The 14,367-nt window shown below is 65.7% G+C and carries 14 protein-coding genes; 5 read left to right on the top strand and 9 right to left on the bottom strand.

The genetic code is table 11. From position 1 onward, the window contains the following. Positions 1 to 86: 86 nt before the first annotated feature. The 3 genes from rpoH to ftsY all read right to left on the bottom strand — a co-directional run bounded on the left by rpoH (position 87) and on the right by ftsY (position 2,726). Positions 87 to 1,025 carry an RNA polymerase sigma factor RpoH gene (gene rpoH / locus ACO2Q9_RS04175; protein WP_423308599.1) on the bottom strand — a complete coding sequence of 313 codons (939 nt, stop codon included), beginning with the start codon at positions 1,023 to 1,025 and terminating at the stop codon, positions 87 to 89. A gap of 98 nt (positions 1,026 to 1,123) precedes the next feature. Further along, complete coding sequence (locus tag ACO2Q9_RS04170; RefSeq protein ID WP_423308597.1) at positions 1,124 to 1,585, bottom strand: DUF962 domain-containing protein; 462 nt, start codon at positions 1,583 to 1,585, stop codon at positions 1,124 to 1,126. A gap of 73 nt (positions 1,586 to 1,658) precedes the next feature. Further along, positions 1,659 to 2,726, bottom strand: coding sequence for a signal recognition particle-docking protein FtsY (gene ftsY / locus ACO2Q9_RS04165; protein WP_423308595.1), 1,068 nt, complete (start codon positions 2,724 to 2,726; stop codon positions 1,659 to 1,661). Positions 2,727 to 2,754: 28 nt separating this feature from the next. Here ftsY and ACO2Q9_RS04160 point away from each other — a divergent pair, with 28 nt between their 5' ends. The 4 genes from ACO2Q9_RS04160 to coaD are packed head-to-tail and all read left to right on the top strand — an operon-like array spanning position 2,755 to position 6,738. Next, positions 2,755 to 4,218, top strand: a complete 1,464-nt coding sequence (locus tag ACO2Q9_RS04160) for a M16 family metallopeptidase (protein WP_423308593.1) — start codon at positions 2,755 to 2,757, stop codon at positions 4,216 to 4,218. Then, positions 4,215 to 5,561 carry a M16 family metallopeptidase gene (locus ACO2Q9_RS04155; RefSeq protein WP_423308590.1) on the top strand — a complete coding sequence of 449 codons (1,347 nt, stop codon included), beginning with the start codon at positions 4,215 to 4,217 and terminating at the stop codon, positions 5,559 to 5,561. The genes ACO2Q9_RS04160 and ACO2Q9_RS04155 overlap by 4 nt, the downstream gene beginning before the upstream one ends. Beyond that, entirely contained in the window at positions 5,558 to 6,184 is a 627-nt protein-coding gene (gene rsmD / locus ACO2Q9_RS04150; protein WP_423308588.1) for a 16S rRNA (guanine(966)-N(2))-methyltransferase RsmD, read from the top strand. Before ACO2Q9_RS04155 ends, rsmD begins: the two co-directional genes overlap by 4 nt. A 44-nt stretch (positions 6,185 to 6,228) precedes the next feature. After that, complete coding sequence (coaD, locus tag ACO2Q9_RS04145; protein ID WP_423308586.1) at positions 6,229 to 6,738, top strand: pantetheine-phosphate adenylyltransferase; 510 nt, start codon at positions 6,229 to 6,231, stop codon at positions 6,736 to 6,738. A gap of 24 nt (positions 6,739 to 6,762) precedes the next feature. Here the strand turns inward: coaD and ACO2Q9_RS04140 are convergent, their stop codons facing one another. Then, on the bottom strand, positions 6,763 to 7,464 hold the full coding sequence (locus tag ACO2Q9_RS04140; RefSeq protein WP_423308584.1) for an alpha/beta fold hydrolase: 702 nt from the start codon (positions 7,462 to 7,464) through the stop codon (positions 6,763 to 6,765). Positions 7,465 to 7,513: 49 nt separating this feature from the next. Between ACO2Q9_RS04140 and ACO2Q9_RS04135 the strand changes: the two genes are divergently transcribed. Beyond that, a complete protein-coding gene (locus ACO2Q9_RS04135; RefSeq protein ID WP_423308582.1) occupies positions 7,514 to 8,188 on the top strand; it encodes a histidine phosphatase family protein in 675 nt (224 codons plus the stop codon). Here the strand turns inward: ACO2Q9_RS04135 and ACO2Q9_RS04130 are convergent. The 5 genes from ACO2Q9_RS04130 to ACO2Q9_RS04110 form a co-directional block, all read right to left on the bottom strand. Then, positions 8,143 to 9,489: a tetratricopeptide repeat protein gene (locus tag ACO2Q9_RS04130; RefSeq protein WP_423308580.1), complete on the bottom strand. Its 1,347-nt coding sequence runs from the start codon at positions 9,487 to 9,489 to the stop codon at positions 8,143 to 8,145. The genes ACO2Q9_RS04135 and ACO2Q9_RS04130 overlap by 46 nt on opposite strands. 18 nt (positions 9,490 to 9,507) lie before the next feature. Beyond that, a complete protein-coding gene (locus ACO2Q9_RS04125; RefSeq protein WP_423309922.1) occupies positions 9,508 to 10,923 on the bottom strand; it encodes an amidase in 1,416 nt (471 codons plus the stop codon). After that, the gene (locus ACO2Q9_RS04120) at positions 10,923 to 12,413 is read right to left on the bottom strand and encodes an ABC transporter substrate-binding protein (protein WP_423308578.1); all 1,491 of its coding nucleotides are present in this window, start codon (positions 12,411 to 12,413) and stop codon (positions 10,923 to 10,925) included. The genes ACO2Q9_RS04125 and ACO2Q9_RS04120 overlap by 1 nt, the downstream gene beginning before the upstream one ends. Before the next feature lie 91 nt (positions 12,414 to 12,504). Beyond that, positions 12,505 to 13,371 (bottom strand): ATP-binding cassette domain-containing protein, encoded by an 867-nt coding sequence (locus ACO2Q9_RS04115; RefSeq protein WP_423308576.1) that lies wholly within the window; start codon positions 13,369 to 13,371, stop codon positions 12,505 to 12,507. Next, positions 13,368 to 14,360 (bottom strand): ABC transporter ATP-binding protein, encoded by a 993-nt coding sequence (locus ACO2Q9_RS04110; protein WP_423308574.1) that lies wholly within the window; start codon positions 14,358 to 14,360, stop codon positions 13,368 to 13,370. The genes ACO2Q9_RS04115 and ACO2Q9_RS04110 overlap by 4 nt, the downstream gene beginning before the upstream one ends. Between the last annotated feature and the right edge of the window lie 7 nt (positions 14,361 to 14,367).

Raw genomic sequence — 14,367 nt, 5'->3', positions numbered from 1 at the left:
GCGGCCAGCCAGAAAAAAGCCCGGCACGGGCCGGGCTGGTGTGGTCAAAAAGACGCGGAAGCGATGGCGGATTTGTAACCTGCCGATCAGGCGTAAGCCGCCAGCGCCTTCTTCATCTTCTTCATCGCCGACGCCTCGATCTGGCGGATGCGCTCGGCGCTCACGCCATATTCGGCGGCCAGCTCGTGCAGCGTCATGCCGCCGGAGCCGTCGTCATTCACCTTCAGCCAGCGCTCTTCCACGATGCGGCGGCTGCGGTCGTCCAGCCCGGCCAGCGCCGTGCTGATGCCGTCCGTGGCCAGCGAATCACGTTGGCGCGACTCGATCAGCGCCGTCGGTTCGTGCGCGGCATCGGCCAGATAAGCGATGGGGCCGAAGCCTTCCTCGCCATCGTCCGACGGGCCGGGGTCGAGCATGACGTCACCGCCCGACAGGCGGGTTTCCATCTCGATGACTTCCTCGCGCTTCACGTTCAGCTGGCGCGCGACCACGTCGATTTCATGCTCCGACAAGGTTTCGCGGTGCGTGGCCTCGCCGGCTTCGGCATCGGCCTTGAAGCCCTGCTTCATCGAGCGCAGGTTGAAGAACAGCTTGCGCTGGGCCTTGGTGGTCGCCACCTTGACCATGCGCCAGTTCTTCAGGATGTATTCGTGGATTTCCGCCTTGATCCAGTGCATGGCGTAGCTCACCAGACGCACGCCCTGATCGGGGTCGAAGCGCTTCACGGCCTTCATCAGGCCGATGTTGCCTTCCTGGATCAGGTCGCCATGGGGCAGGCCGTAGCCCAGGTACTGGCGCGAAATCGACACCACAAGCCGCAAGTGAGAGAGCACTAACTTACCGGCAGCTTCCACATCACCGGAATCGCGCAGCTTGCGTGCCGCGTCCTGCTCTTCCTCGAGGGTGAGCAGGGGCAGGCGGTTGACCGAAGAAATGTAAGCGTCGAGGTTGCCCAGAGGGGGCACAAGCGCCCACGGATTGGCAACAGCGACTGCGTTCGCAGAGACTCCAGTTTGAATGGACATACCAGAAACTCCTTTCATGAGAAAGAATATTAGCACTCCCTTGGAGAGAGTGCTAACGCCGGAGTTCCCTATCTTTCAATGGGCGCGATAGCTTTTCCTTACCAGCGTATGGACAGCTTTTCGAGCAACCGGGTCAGTACGAAGATCGGGCCGACCAGCAGGTATTGCAAGTCCTCGAAGAAGGAAGGCTTCTTGCCCTCCACCTTGTGGCCGATGAACTGGAAAATCCAGGCCACCACGAAAATCCCTGCCGAAAGCGGCAAAACCATGGCCCCCATGGCGTGGACCAGCGCCAGCGAAGCCGCGGCCCAGACCAGCATGGACGCCATGACGACGCCCGAGCCCAGATGGACGTAATAGACCATGCTGATCGCCAGGAAGGCGTAGGCTGCCCAAGGGTGGATCCAGAAGATCAGCCCGATCAGGCTGAGCATGATCGCCGGGATGGCAATGAAGTGGATCAGTTCGTTGGTGGGATGGCAGTGGCTTTCGCCGTAATGCGCCAGCAGGCGGTCGAGCTTGCGCGAGCCGCCTGCCGCCTCGTGGGTGGCTGTGTTCATGCCTGTCTCCTTCTGCTTCGTCGAGCATTCCGGTCGCACGCCGGATCGGACCATGATGCCAGAAGCAGGAGGCTCAGGCCAGCAGGGCTTGTGCGAACTCCCGGGCGCTGAAAGTCTCGAGATCTTCCAGTTTTTCGCCGACGCCGATGAAATAGACGGGCACCGGCCGCAGGGCGGGGTTGGCAGCCTGACGCTCGCGCGCCCACAGGGCGATGGCGGCCAGCACGCCGCCGCGCGCGGTGCCGTCCAGCTTGGTGACGATCAGGCCGGTCAGCTCGAGCGCTTCATCGAAGGCACGAACCTGCGCGAGCGCGTTCTGGCCGGTGTTACCGTCGATGACGAGCAGCACCTCATGGGGCGCCGACGCGTCCGCCTTGGTGACGACGCGCCGGATCTTGCGCAACTCCTCCATCAGGTGCAGTTGCGTGGGCAAGCGGCCCGCAGTATCCACAAGCACCACGTCCTTGCCCCGTGCCCGGCCGGCGTTCACGGCGTCGAAGCTCACGGCGGCAGGGTCACCACCTTCCTGGCTCACGATCTCCACCGTATTGCGGTCAGCCCAGACGCCCAACTGTTCGCGGGCGGCTGCGCGGAAGGTATCGGCTGCAGCCAGCAAGACAGAGGCTCCGCCGGCGGACAGATGCCGGGTGAGCTTGCCGATGGACGTGGTCTTGCCGGCTCCGTTCACGCCGGCCACCATGATCACCGTCGGCGTGTGTTCTCCTATGACAAGGGGTTTTTCGAGGGGTGCAAGCAGCTCGGTGATCGCGTCGGCCAGCAGGCTTTTGACGGCTGCAGGCTCGGTGCTTTTCGCTTCCTTGACGCGGCGCTTGAGATCGTCGAGCAGGTATTGCGTGGCCTTGGTACCGGCATCTGCCATCAGCAGCGCGTCTTCAAGCTGCTCGTACAAGGCATCATCGATGCGCGTTCCGGTAAAAACCGATGTGATGCCGCTGCCTGTCTTGCGCAGGCCGGTCTTGAGTTTGTCGAGCCAGCCCTTGCGCGGCTCCGCAGCGGGCGTCGGAACCCCGGCTGTCGCAACAGCCGGTAACGTCGCTGACATGGCTGCAACCGGAGTAGCCGCCGCGGATTCGGGAGCGGGGGAAGGCGCGGGGGTCTTTTTCTTGAAGAAACTGAACATTGGGGGGTTCTTAGAATCAAGCCATTCTATGAAACACCTCCTTTCCCGCACCTTGCCGAGGGTGGCTGCCGTCATCGCCGGGTCCGTCGGACTTTGCCTGACCACACCGGCCATGGCGCAACCGGCGGCTCCGGCGACTCCAACGACAACTGTGGCAACCGCGTCGGCTCCGTTTTCCCGGTTCACGCTTTCCAACGGCATGACGATCATCGTCAAACCCGATCGTCGTGCGCCGACGGCCGTGCAGATGCTGCTCGTGCGCGTGGGATCCATCGACGAGGTGGATGGAACTTCGGGTGTGGCCCACGTGCTGGAACACATGATGTTCAAAGGCACGCCGACCTTGCCGCCGGGAGACTTCTCCCGGCGCGTCGCGTCGCTCGGGGGCCGCGAGAATGCGTTCACCAGCCGTGACATGACCGGTTATCACCAGCAGATCCCGTCCTCGAAGCTCGAGGAAGTGATGAAACTGGAAGCCGATCGCTTTGCGAACAACCAGTGGCCTGACGAAGAGTTCCGCAAGGAGATCGAGGTGGTCAAGGAGGAGCGACGACTTCGCACCGAAGACTCACCGCGCGCACTGCTTTACGAACAACTCAATGCGTCGATCTTCAATGCATCGCCGTACCGCCGGCCCATCGTCGGCTGGATGAGCGACCTCGATGCGATGACACCGGCGGATGCGCGCGACTTTTTCCGCAAGTGGTATGTGCCGGCGAATGCAGCCGTGATCGTGGCAGGCGATGTCGATACCGCCGAAGTCCGCCGTCTGGCCGAGAAATATTACGGGGTCATCCCCGCACGCGCGGTACCGCCGCGCAAACCGCGCATCGAGCCGCCGCAGCGCGGCGTGCGCCGCATCGAATTCAAGGCGCAGGCAGAGCAGTCTTACCTGATCATGGCGTGGCGCGTGCCGGGCCTGGAGAAGCTGGACGAGGGCAGTGATGACGCGCTCGCGCTCACCGTGCTTGCTTCGGTGCTGGACGGTTACCCCGGTGCGCGCCTGGATCGTGCGCTCGCGCAAGGCCCGGACCGCGTGGCAGATTCCGCCGGCGCAGGCAATGGCCTGTGGGGCCGCGGTCCGCAGATATTCACGCTCGATGGCGTGCCCGCACCGGGCAAGACGCCGGAACAGGTGGAAGCCGCGCTGCGCGAGCAGCTCGCGCGCATTCAGCGCGAAGGCGTGAGCGAGGCCGAACTCAATCGCGTGAAGACGCAATGGGTTGCCGGTGAGACCTACAAGCTCGATTCGGTGATGGGCCAGGCGCGCGAGCTCGGTGCCTACTGGGTGCAGGGCCTGCCGCTGGACGGAAGCGGCACCCTCATCGCCCGGCTGCGTGCGATCACCGCGCAGCAGGTGCAATCGGTGGCGTCCCGGTACTTCAGTGATGACCAACTCACCGTTGCCGTGCTGCGGCCGCAGCCCGTCGACAAGACGCGCGCGCCGCGCGCTGCACCGGCGGCAACGCGCCACACGGGAGAAACGCGGTGACATTTGTGCGTGACCGTCAGATCAGGGCCGCCATCGCGGCCATCGCCGTTTCGGTTTTCGCTTCGGGTGCGCATGCCGTCATCGCCATCCAGCGCTGGGTGCAGCCCGATGGTGCACAGGTCTATCTGGTCGAAAGCCCGGCCATTCCCATGGTCGATGTGCAGGTCGATTTCGACGCGGGCGGACGTCGCGATCCGCAGGACAAGACCGGCCTTGCCAGTGTGACGGCGGGCATGACGTCTCGCGGCGTGCGTGCTCACGGCAACCAGCCCGCGCTGGACGAAAACGCGTTGAGCGAAGCGTGGACCGATCTCGGTGCGTCGTTCGGCGGGAGCGCCGGGCAGGACCGCATGAGCTTCTCCCTGCGCTCGCTCACGGCGCCCGATCTGCTGGCGCGCGCCACGGCACTGGCTGCGCGGCAGATCGCCGAGCCCGCTTTTCCTGCCGATGTCTGGCAGCGTGAGCGCGACCGCAGCATCGCGGCATTGAAAGAGGCGGAAACACGGCCTGCCACGATCGCTTCGCGCGCCTACAACCCGGCCGTGTATGGCGGGCATCCCTACGGCCGTGATGCGACGGAAGCCACGCTCAAGCAGATTGGCGTGGAGGACATGCAGGCCTACTACACGCAGCGCGTGCGCGCCTGCCGGGCCAAGGTCAGCATCGTCGGTGCCGTGACGCGCGAGCAGGCGCGCCAGATGGTGAGCACGTTGCTGGCACGCTTGCCCGCCGGTGGCTGTTCGGGCAACGAGCCGGTGGTGGCCGAGGTGCCGAAACTGGATGCGCCACGGGACATCCGCATTCCGTTCGATTCTGCGCAGGCACATGTGCTCATCGGACAGCCGGGCTACCGCCGCTCCGATCCGGATCATTTCGCGCTGACCGTGGGGAACTACATCCTGGGTGGCGGCGGCTTCGTTTCGCGCCTGTATGGCGAAGTGCGCGAGAAGCGCGGTCTGAGCTACAGCGTGTACAGCTACTTCTCGCCGGGGCTGCACGAAGGGGCGTTTTCCATCGGGCTGCAGACGCGTCCCGATCAGGCGGCACAAGCTGTCCAGGTTTCGCGCGATGTGCTGCGCCAGTTCGTCGCCGACGGCCCGACAGAAGCCGAACTCAAGGCCGCGAAAGACAACCTGATTGGCGGCTTCGCCCTTCAGCTGGACACCAATCGCAAGCTGCTGGGCAACGTGTCGGGTATCGCGTGGAACAACCTGCCGCTGAACTATCTGGATACCTGGACGCAGCGCATCGAAGCCGTCACCGTGGCCGATATCAAGGCGGCGTTTGCACGCAAGCTCTCGCCCGACACGATGGTGACGGTCGTTGTGGGTGGCAAGCCTTGAACCGCAAGGCCGCCAGCGCCTCGGCGACGGCGCGTGCCGCCGCACCCGGCCCTTCCGCGCGGACGAAGAATGCCCCGCATGAGGTACGCATCATCGGTGGCCAGTGGAAACGCACGAGGCTCCAAGTGGCCGACAGGCCCGGACTTCGTCCCACGCCCGACCGCGTTCGCGAGACGCTGTTCAACTGGCTGGGGCAGGACCTGACCGGCTGGCAATGCGTGGACGTGTTCGCGGGCACCGGCGCGCTCGGCTTCGAAGCGGCGTCACGCGGCGCTGCGCGCGTGCGCATGTTCGAGATGGATGCATCGCTGGTCGTTGCCATCGAGACCACGCGGGTCCGGTTGGGTGCGGACAACGTGACCGTCGAGCGCGGCGACGGCATTGCGGGGCTCGGCCGGCTCGCGGCCGCTTCGGCGGATCTCGTCTTCCTCGACCCGCCGTTCGATGCAGACCTGTTCGAGCCTGCCGTTCGCGCGGCTGCCCGCGTGCTGTCGGCCGACGGCTATCTCTATCTCGAGGCGCCGGGCGCATGGGGCGACGAGGCAGCGGCTGCGTCGGGCCTGCGGGTGCACCGGCACCTCAAGGCCGGCGCGGTTCACGCCCATCTGCTGGCGACGGCATAATGCGCTGCAACAAATCCGCCAGACAGCGTTGAGGAGAAGTGTCCATGTCCAGCGTGCTTGCCGTCTACCCCGGGACGTTCGACCCCATGACCCTGGGCCACGAGGACGTGGTCCGCCGGGCCACACAACTGTTCGACCGCGTCATCGTGGCGGTGGCTGCGGGGCATCACAAACGGGCGCTCTTCACGCTGCAGGAGCGCATCGAAATGGCGCGCGAGGTGGCCAGGCAGTACCCGCAGGTGGAAGTGGAAAGTTTCTCCGGCCTGTTGCGTGACTTCGTTGTCGCGCGCGGCGGCAAGGCCATGGTGCGTGGCCTGCGCGCCGTCACCGACTTCGACTACGAATTCCAGCTGGCAGGCATGAACCGCAGCCTGATGCCGGAAGTCGAAACCGTTTTCCTCACGCCCAGCGACAAATACCAGTTCATCTCCAGCACCTTCGTGCGCGAGATCGCGATGCTCGGTGGCGAAGTGGACAAGTTCGTGTCACCGACCGTGCAGGAACGGTTGCACGAGAAGGTGCGCAGCCTGGGCCGCGACATTCCTGCGGCCTGAACCGGGCCGGGCCAGCCAGGACGTTCAGGCCGGCAGCGCAGCCAGCCACGCGCGCAGCGTGGCATTCACGATCTCGGGCTGCTCCATCGTCAGCATGTGCCCGCACTGCGGCACCATCACCAGTCGAGCACCCGGTACGAGCGCTGCGATTTCTTCTGCGCATTCAGGCGGCGTGAGCATGTCGCTGTCACCGCACATCACGAGTGTGGGGCAGCGCACGGAGGCCAGATGCAGTCGCGCGTCGGGACGCGCGATCACCGCGTGATTCTGGTCGATCAACGCCTTCGCCCCTGCGTCCAGGACGAAGTCGAGGTAGGCCGTCACCAGCGTCATGTCCGCGGCCTGCTGTGGATGGAAGGCGAACGCGACGTTGGGACGGATCACTTCTTCCACGCGCCCTTGCTCGAAGAGTGCAATGGCGTCTTCGCGCAGTTTGCGCATGTCGTCCGTTTCCGGTCGTGCATTCGTGCCCAGCAGTGCCAGCCCCAACACACGCGAGGGGGCCTGCCGTGCGACCTCCATGGCGATCATGCCGCCCATCGACGCGCCGCAAAGCACCAGATCGCCCGCGTGCTGCGCGAGCAAGCCGGCGGCCATGGCTTCGATGCTGGCGTGCGTGCTGCCCGCGTCTGTCACCACAGGCCTGAAGTCAGCGAGGCTTTCGAGCTGCGCGCGCCACATGCGGGCGTCGCCCGCGAGGCCGGGGATGAGAATGAGCTGTGCCATGCCGGGATTTTCTCCCACGTGTGAGTTGCCCGCCCGTAAAATCGAACCAATGACCGAGTTCATCCTCATCCGCCATGGCGAGACCGACTGGAACCGCGAGCTCCGCTTCCAGGGCCATGTGGACGTACCGCTCAATGCCACCGGCCTCGAGCAGGCGCGCCGGCTGGGGCTGCGGCTCGAAGGCGAGCAGATCCATCATTTCTACGCCAGTGACCTGACACGCACGCGGCAGACGGCCGAGCCGGCGCAGAAGGTGCTGTCGCTCGACCCGGTCTTCGACAACACATTGCGCGAACAGCATTTCGGGGCTGTCGAAGGCATGCGGGTCGATGACATCAAGGCGGAACATCCGGATGCATGGGCGCAGTGGACGCAGTTCCTGCCGGACTACGCCATGCCTGGCGGCGAGAGCACGCGACAGTTCCATGAGCGCGTGATGAACGCGATGCAGCGCCTCGCGCTCGCGCACGGCGACCAGACCGTGCTGGTGGTCACGCACGGCGGAGTGCTTGACATGGTGTATCGCACGGCGCGCTCACTCGGCCTGCACGGTCCGCGCCAGAGCGATATCCCGAACGCGGGTGTGAACCGTGTGCGCGTGGGCGACGGCAAGGTCGAGATCATCGATTGGGCCGACACGCGGCATCTGGTCGATCTGCCCGCGCAGCCGGTCTACGATCAGGCCAGGTACTCGGTGACGCTGCCCAATCCCAAGGTCGCATAGACCGTTGCGGCTTGCCGCCGCAACCGCTTCGATTCGGGCAGGTGGGCGAGTTGAGGCTGCAGGATGTTCTGCGCTGCCGTGGCGTGCCCACTTTTCATCAATGCATCCAGATGGATCTGCGAAAACAGATCGCGCTGTGCGTGGCTTCCGCCGGTTTCCACCAGGCGCGGTAACGCCTCGCCCAGGTATTGGACGGCGCGTGCATGTTCGCCGCGTGCATGGGCGAGCAACCCGCGACTGGCGGGTACGCACACGCGCTGCCATGTTCCCTGTGCATCGAGCGCAGGATCTGCGTTCGATGCGTGCGATTCGATGCTGGCCATCAGCGCGTCTGCTTCGGGGCGGCCTGCGCGGGCCAGTCCGTAGAGGTACTGCATGTCCAGGAACGGCAACACGTGGTCGCCTGTACGACGCGCGAGGTACTTGCCTGCATCGGCCCATCGATCGCCGACATCCACACCCGCGAGTTCCAGCCTCGCCAGCAATGACACTGCGTTGATCTGGTCTTGCGAATAGTCCTTCGCGACGCCCCAGACTTCCTCGTCATGGATGCGCAGCACCTCGTCGTGGTGATCCAGTTCCAGCTCGAACAGGGCGAGATGCCACCAGTTGTGCGTGACCATGAACGAGTTGAGGCCGTCCCACGTCGGCGCAACGTCGCGCAGGAAGTCGATGCCCTCATGCACACGCCCTTGCGTCAGCATCACGTGCGCGAGCGCGTGATGCGCCCATGGTTCCTTGCGGCGCATGTCGATCGCCTTGCGCGCGGCCGCCTCTGCCTGCGGCAGGAAGTGGCATTGCTCCCAGGCGAACGCAGCCATGCCGTGCAGGTAGGGCACGTCGCCCGCGTGGGGCAGTGCGGCGAGCGCCATGCGCAACATGCCCGGCGAATCACCCCGGTTGAACAGGTGGTAGTGACCGAGTTTGAGGGACGCGAGATCGCGCGGATAGTCGCGGACATGCGCTTCATGCAACGAAGCTGCGCGCGCAGTGTCGCCGTGCACCCAGGCCGCTACCGCCTGCACGAACCGCAACTCGCGCGGCGTCGCATCTTCTGCAGCAAGCGCGCGGTCGAGATAGGGCCGCGCATGGCGCGGTGCATCTGCGGTTTCCGCGAACATGTGCAACGCTGCCGCATAGCCTTGCACGATGGCGCTGCGGTCCTCCTCGGCGATCTCGAGCAGGTTCACCGCACGCGCTTCGCTGGCGATGAAGCCCTCGACGAAATCGTCGAGCGCCCGCAGGCTGGATGCATCCTGCAGCGTGACAGGATTGCCCAGGCAGTCAGTGAGCGTCGGCATGGCGTGATGCCTGTGGCGTCAGGCCGCCGGCGGCTCCGGCCAGGGGCGCTGCGTGTCGCGGATGATCTCGAACGCACGCGCCACCTGCAGTACGCCGAGGTCGTCGAAGCGTTGCCCTGCGATCTGCAGGCCGATGGGCAGCGGAGGTTCCTTGCCGCCATGGGTGTAGCCGCAGTTGATCGACGCCGCAGGCTGCTCCGACATGTTGTACGGCACGGTGAAGCCGATGTGCTCCAGCGGATGCAGCGGATCGTTGGTCGGCGAGGGCAGGTGCGCGTCGAACGCCGGCATGGGCGACGTGGGCGAGATCACGTAGTCGTATGGCCGGCAGGCGGCGACGGCGGCCAGGCGCGTCGCGTGGAACTGGTTGAACGCACGGAACACGTCTTCTGCGCTCATGCTGTCCGCGCTGTCGGCCCATTCGCGGATGTAGGGCAGCACGCGGGCCTTGCGTTCCGGCGCAAGGGCATTCAGGTCCATGCGCGAGCGCATGCGCCAGAAGTGGTCCATGCCATCGAGCATGCCTTGCGTCATGAACGGTTTCATGAGTTCGACACGCGCGCCTGCGCCTTCGATCAGGCGCGCCGCATGCTCGACGGCCGTGAGTACTTCCGATTCGACGGGCAGCCCGCAGCCGGCATCGAGCAGAAGACCGATGCGCAGGCCCTTGAGCTTTTCGGCGCCCTGGTCGAACGTGTGCCACGCGATGTCCTGCCAGGGCAGGCTCATCGTGTCGCGCGCGTCGGGCAGGGAGAGCACTTTCATCAGGAGCGCGGAGTCTTCGACGGTGCGCGTCATCGGGCCGGCGGCGCGGCCCATGTACGGCGGGTCGATGGGAATGCGGCCGAGGCTCGGCTTGAGGGTGAAGATGCCGCACCAGCCGGCCGGCAGGCGAACCGAACCGCCGATGTCGGTCCCGATGTGCAGCGGGCCGTAGCCTGCGGCCGCCGCAGCGCCTGCCCCCGCGCTGGAGCCACCCGGGGTCTTGCCCAGATCCCACGGGTTGCGGGCCAGTGTGTGAAAGCTCGAGAGCCCGGAGGACAGCATGCCGTAGTCGGGCATGGTGGTCTTGCTCACGGTCACCATGCCGGCTTCGCGCAGGCGCGCGGCCGGCGGCGCATCCGCGACGGCGGGCACGAGCTCGACAGCCGCAGTACCTGCCGGCAACGGGTCGCCACGCGTGGCAATGTTTTCCTTGATGGTGCCCGGCACGCCATCGAGCGGGCCCAGCGGCTTGCCGGCGAGCCAGCGCGCTTCGGACTCACGCGCCTGCGCCAGCGCCGCTTCGGGCCGCAGCAGCCAGGTTGCCTGCAGATGCGGCTCCCAGCGCTCGATGTGCGCGAGTACCGCCTTCGTCACCTCGACGGGCGAAAGCTGGCGCTGGCTGTAGGCGTCGTGGAGCGCCGAGGCGCCCAGTTCATGAAGCGGGGCAATCAGGCCCACGACAGCGCCGACAGATCGTTCACGAACACCGGCATGTCCTTCCAAAGGCCACGGATGTTCTTGTTGGCGACCGTCACCCACTGCGGCTGGTACAGGAACGCGGCCACGCTGTCTTCGGCGATCAGGCGCTGCGCATCGCCGAGCAGCTTGGCGCGCTCGCCCGCATTGCCCGTGTTCTTGATCTTGTCGTACAGCGTGTTGAACTTGGCCGACTGGTAGCCCCAGTAGTAGTCGGGCTTGGCGAAGTTGCCGAGGTCGAACGGCTCGACATGCGAAATGATCGTCAGGTCGTAATTCTTGTTGGTGTACGTGCCCGACAGCCATTGCGCCCATTCGACGTTCTGGATCTTCGCGACGATGCCGACCTTGGCCAGTTGTGCAGCGATGACTTCACCGCCCTGGCGCGCATATGGCGGCGGGGGCAGCGTGAGCGTGAGTTCCAGTGGTGTGGTGATGCCGGCTTCCTTGAGCAGCGTCTTGGCTTTCTCGGGGTTGTAGGGGTTCACGCCTGTCGTGTCGACATAGCCGAACGCACCCGGCACATAGTGGCTGCCGATAGGAGCGCCATAGCCGTCACCCGCACCCTGGATCACGGCCTTGCGGTCGATGGCGGCTGCGATGGCGCGGCGCACGCGCACGTCGTCCAGCGGCTTCTTCTTGTTGTTGATGGCCAGGATGGTCTTGGCACGCGAACCGCTCACTGCCACCTGGAACTTCGGGTTGTTGCTGAACTGCGGCACGCTTCGCGGCGTGACGCGCGCGAACACGTCCACGTCACCGGCCAGCAGGGCGGCCACTTGCGCGGCCGGGTCGGAAATGAAGCGGAACGTGGCGCGCTTGAGCTTGATGGCGGACGCGTTGCGGTAGCCGTCCCACTTGGACAGCGCCACCGACGAGCCCTTGTTCCAGGCGTCGAGCTTGAACGGACCGGTGCCCACCGGCTTGGTGGCGTTGGTGTCCACGCTCTTGGGTTCGACGATGATGGCCGTGGCCTGGCCCAGCAGGAACGGGAAGTCGGGGTCGATTTCCTTGTTCAGGATCACGACGGTGTAGTCGTCCACCACCTGCACGCCCATGGCGGCGAAAGTGCGCTTGTCCTTGTTGGTGCTCTTCTCGCCGGCGGCGCGGTCGAAGGAGAACTTCACGGTCTGCGCGGTGAGCGGCTCGCCGTTCTGGAACTTCACGCCCTTGCGGATCTTGAATGTGTAAGTCTTGAGGTCGGGCGAGACTTCCCAGCTTTCGGCCAGCAGCGGGGTGACCGAGCCGTCGGAGTTGATCTTGGTCAGCGTCTCGAAGATGTTGTACTGCACGATTTCGGCGATGGCCGAAGCAGCGCCTGCGGTCGGGTCCAGTCCCGGCGGCTCCAGTGCCATGGCCAGGGACACGGTGTCCTTGCGGCTCTGGGCGAGCGCACCCGTGGGCAGTGCCAGCGGCACGGTAGCCAGGGCTGCGGAAGTGAGGACGGTACGGCGGTTCAACATGGTGTTTTCTCCAGGATAAAGGCCAAGGATCGGTGTGGCCCGCGAAGGAGATACATCATCCTTGAGCGCGGGAAGAGAGGCAAGCATTTGTTCATGACGGCAAGTGTTGAAGCCCGGCGTCAGCAGCAGGCAGATGCGGCCGGGGTTCCGCCCGAGGAACGGCCGCCAGCAGCGTCTGCGTGTAAGGGTGCTCGGCGGCGTGGAACAGCTTCTCCGGCGGTCCCTGCTCGACGATGCGGCCCTGATGCATCACGGCCACGTCGTCGCACAGGTGGTTGACGACGGCGAGGTCATGGCTGATGAGCATGTAGGTGATGCCGAACTCCTGCTGCAGGTCCTGCATGAGGTTGAGCACCTGCGCTTGCACGGAAACGTCGAGCGCGCTGACGGGCTCGTCAGCCACGATGAGTTTCGGCCGCGTGATGAGCGCGCGTGCGATCGCGATGCGCTGGCGCTGGCCACCGGAAAATTCGTGCGGGTACTTGTCCAGATCCGAACTGCGCAGGCCCACGGACTCGAGTGCCTGTGCGGCCTGTTCACGTTGCGAGGCGCGCGTGGCCTGCGACAGCGCGGCCAGCGGCTCCGACACGATGCGCGCAACGGTCTGGCGGGGGTCCAGCGAGCCGTAGGGGTCCTGGAAGACCATCTGGAAGTCGCGGCGTGCGCGCTGCAAGTCACGCGTGGAAAGCGTGTGCAGGTTGCGGCCTTCGAGTTCGACGCTGCCGGAGGTCGGCGCATCCAGCGCCATCACCAGACGCGCGAGCGTGGACTTGCCGGAGCCTGATTCACCGACGATGCCGAGACTGCGGCCTTTGTGGATGGTGAAGCTCACGCCCTGCAGTGCCTTCACGGCAGCCGGCGGGCGGAACAGGCTTTCGCGTGGCAGCGTGTACTCGCGCACGAGATCGGTGACGCGCAGCAACGGTGCGGATGCGTCGTTCATCGCCGGTGCCGTCATGCTGCCGCTCCGTGACTTGCGGCCGCGACATCATCGAGCCGGATGCAGCGCGCCGTGTGGCCATGGCCCAGCGGCACCGCGTCGGGCCGCCGGGTGCGGCAATCCGGCACAGTGAAGTCGCAGCGGCCCGCAAAGGGGCAGCCGGGCGGCAGGTCGACGAGTTCGGGCACCGTGCCTGCGATGGTGGCCAGGCGTGCACCACGCGGCGCGCCGATGCGCGGCCGCGCCGCGAACAGCCCGCGCGTGTAGGGATGCCGCATGCTGGAGAACACTTCGCCGGTCGGCCCGCTCTCCACGACAGAGCCGCCGTACATCACCAGCATGCGTTGCACGTTCTGGGCGATCACGCCGAGGTCGTGGGAGATAAGCATGAGCGCCATGCCGCGCTCGGCCACGAGTTCGCTGATGAGGTCGAGGATCTGGCGCTGGATGGTCACGTCCAGCGCCGTGGTCGGCTCATCGGCGATCAGCAGATCGGGACCGCAGGCCAGTGCCATCGCGATGGTGATGCGCTGGCGTTGTCCGCCGGAGAACTGGTGCGGGTACGCATCGAAGCGCTGCGACGCGAGCGGAATGCCGACACGATCCAGCAGCGCAATCGCTTCCTCGCGTGCTGCGGAGGCCGACAGGCCGCGATGCAGCCGCAGCGGTTCTGCCACCTGGCGACCGATGGTGTGCACAGGGTTGAGCGCGGTCATCGGCTCCTGGAAGATCATGCCGATGCGGTTGCCGCGGATGCGGCACATCTGTGCGTCGCTCAACTGCGTGAGTTCCTGCCCGTCGAAGCGGATGCTGCCGCTCAAGCGTGCGGTCTCGGGCAAAAGGCCCATCAGCGACATCACGGTGATCGACTTGCCGCAGCCGGACTCGCCGATGATGCCCAGCGTCTCGCCGCGTTCCAGCGTGAAGCCGATGCCTCGCACGGCTTCGGCCGGGCCGCGCGGCGTGTTCAGGCGGACATGGAGATCGGTGACTTCCAGCAAGGGCATGCGTCGC

Source organism: Variovorax sp. VNK109 (assembly GCF_049445855.1).
Classification (GTDB): Bacteria; Pseudomonadota; Gammaproteobacteria; order Burkholderiales; family Burkholderiaceae_C; genus JAGOCV01.
Note: the sequence above shows the minus strand (reverse complement) of the source record. Positions and strands in the feature narration are given on the sequence as shown.